A 2,269-nucleotide genomic window follows, 5' to 3' on the forward strand; every position below is an offset into this window, starting at 1 on the left:
TTAGACAAACCCAGATACCCATTCTCTCCGTCTGACTCTACCTTAAAACCTGCACAGTCTGGATAAGTCCATCCCGAATAATGCCGAATTGATTTCAAAATATGAAGCAGTGAACTACTTAGACTTGCCTACGGCTGAAGTCGTAGCTCTCCCAATTCATCGGGAATAGCCTCAAAAACTCCGTAATTTTTTTGGTCTTACATTCCCTCCAAGGGCAGGAGTCCTGCTTCCCAAGACCCAAATCTTTTACCCTGAGCGAAGTCGTTGGCGTTCGCGTTAGCGTCTCTGAAAGAGAAGCCTCTCGTTGGCGCAGCCTCTCGTTGGCGCAGCCTCTCGAATGAGAAGAGAAGAGAAGGGTTCTCTTACGACACTTACCTATGCAGCTTGGTTTTCGCTTATGGCATTGGTGGTCAAGATAGTAACTACCTTACCAGAAAATCCTGGGGATTGGTCATCCATCCAGAATTTGTTTTTACAAAGTAAAAACAAATTCTGGATGTAATCCTTACTTCGTGACGCTGTTCGCGTTCATCCTCTGCTCACAATCCCCATCTTAGGAATACCTTGTTCGCGTAGCGTCTCGCAGAGAAGATGGGGACTTCCGCAAAGCATTAAATTTTCTGACTGCCTTCTCGTGCTAAATTACTAAAGCTTGTAGTTGGGAAACTCCGGTGAAATTCCGGGACTGTGCCGCAGCTGTAATGGGATCACCCAAGTCAGAATGCCAACTCTCAGGACACACTCACCGTCTACTCCCTGCGCTGCACGGGGAAGGAGTTCCAAGTTTGTTTTCTGGATTTGCTACTTGTCCTGGCTTGTTTTATGCTACACCCGCCGCCGATGGTATATTATCTCGGATTAGAATACCAGGTGGGATTATTAGTAGCCAGCAGTGCCGTGCGATCGCAGATATAGCAGAACAGTACGGTGGCGGCTATATGGATGTGACTAATCGAGCTAACCTACAAATCCGTGAAATCCGCACGGCGATTAATGCTGAGGCTCTGAAGCATTTACAGGATATGAAATTGGGTTCTGCCAATCCTGTTATAGACCACATCCGCAATATTATGACCAGCCCAACTGCTGGTATCGACACCCAGGAATTAATCGACACTTGCCCTTTTGTGCAAGGTTGGGATGATTATATTGCTGCACATCCGGCGCTTTCGGGACTGTCAGCAAAATTTAGCGTTTGCTTTGATGGTGGTGGGATAATTCAGGTGTGCGATCGCTTGAATGATATCACCTTTGCTGCTGTCTTAGTTGACGGTAATGTTTATTTTCGCCTCTATCTCAGTGTAGGCGCAAAGGGTCAACCGCCTAGTGATATGGGAATTTTGTTACTACCAGAGAAATGTTTGACCGTCTTGGCAGCTTTGGCGAATGTCTATCTAGCTCATACTAATACTACGAGTCAGCGTCAGGTACGTCTAAGAGAGTTATTAAATACTTTGGGTTGTGAAAATTATCTCCAGGAAGTTCAGCAGCGTCTACCTTTTTCTCTTTTATGCAGTGAAACAAAAAAAGACCTAACCTCTTACCTGCAAGGTAAGGGGGAGCAGTCAGAGGGGAAGTATCAGCATATTGGCATTTATCCCCAACGTCAGCAAGGCTTATTTTACATTGGTGTCGTCTTACCCCTTGGGCGATTAGAAAGTAAGCAGATACGGGGTTTAGCAGATTTAGCAGCAAAATACGGTAGCGGAACTCTTAGGCTAACCCCCTGGCAAAATTTGCTGCTCACAGATATCCCTCAGCAATGGGTTGCTGATGTCCAGCGAGAGATTACTTTCTTAGGATTGGATTCCTCTGCAACCAACATCAAGAGTGCATTAGTTGCCTGTTCTGGCAAAAAGGGTTGCACCTCTTCTGCCACGGATACCAAGGATGATGCGTTGGCATTAGCAAAGTATCTTGAAACTCGCATTACTCTGGATTACCCAGTTAATATCCACTTCACCGGCTGCGAAAAATCTTGCGCCCAGCACAGCAAGAGTGATATTACTCTGCTCGGTGTCAGCATTGAGGCTGAGAATGGAACTGTGGAGGGCTATCACGTTTTTGTAGGTGACAACAAGCAGAAATTCGGACGTGAAATATATAAATATGTGACTTTTGCCGAACTTCCTACATTAATAGAGCGGATACTACAGGTGTATAAAATTCAACGTTTAAATCCCAATGAGTCCTTTGGGGAATTTGCTAATCGGTATGCGATCGCCCAATTAGATCAATTATTTAATCACAATTCAATCCAAAATCGTTC

General features: G+C 45.2%; 2 protein-coding genes, 1 pseudogene and 1 riboswitch. Of the genes and pseudogenes, 2 read left to right on the plus strand and 1 reads right to left on the minus strand.

Annotation, left to right across the window (positions count from 1 at the left end; all coding sequences use genetic code 11):
- Positions 1–95: pseudogene (locus ACYTXL_RS14835) on the minus strand (RNA-guided endonuclease InsQ/TnpB family protein); the annotation flags it as partial.
- A 242-nt stretch (positions 96–337) separates the two neighbouring features.
- Here ACYTXL_RS14835 and ACYTXL_RS14840 point away from each other — a divergent pair.
- Both ACYTXL_RS14840 and cobG read left to right on the plus strand, forming a co-directional pair.
- On the plus strand, positions 338–502 hold the full coding sequence (locus ACYTXL_RS14840; protein ID WP_461925402.1) for a hypothetical protein: 165 nt from the start codon (positions 338–340) through the stop codon (positions 500–502).
- A 143-nt stretch (positions 503–645) separates the two neighbouring features.
- Positions 646–735: riboswitch (adenosylcobalamin-variant (AdoCbl-variant) riboswitch) on the plus strand.
- The coding region (gene cobG / locus ACYTXL_RS14845; RefSeq protein ID WP_461925403.1) for a precorrin-3B synthase at positions 702–2,269 on the plus strand (1,568 nt) is incomplete at its 3' end. Its footprint overlaps the riboswitch before it by 34 nt.

The organism is Nostoc sp. (assembly GCF_054880495.1).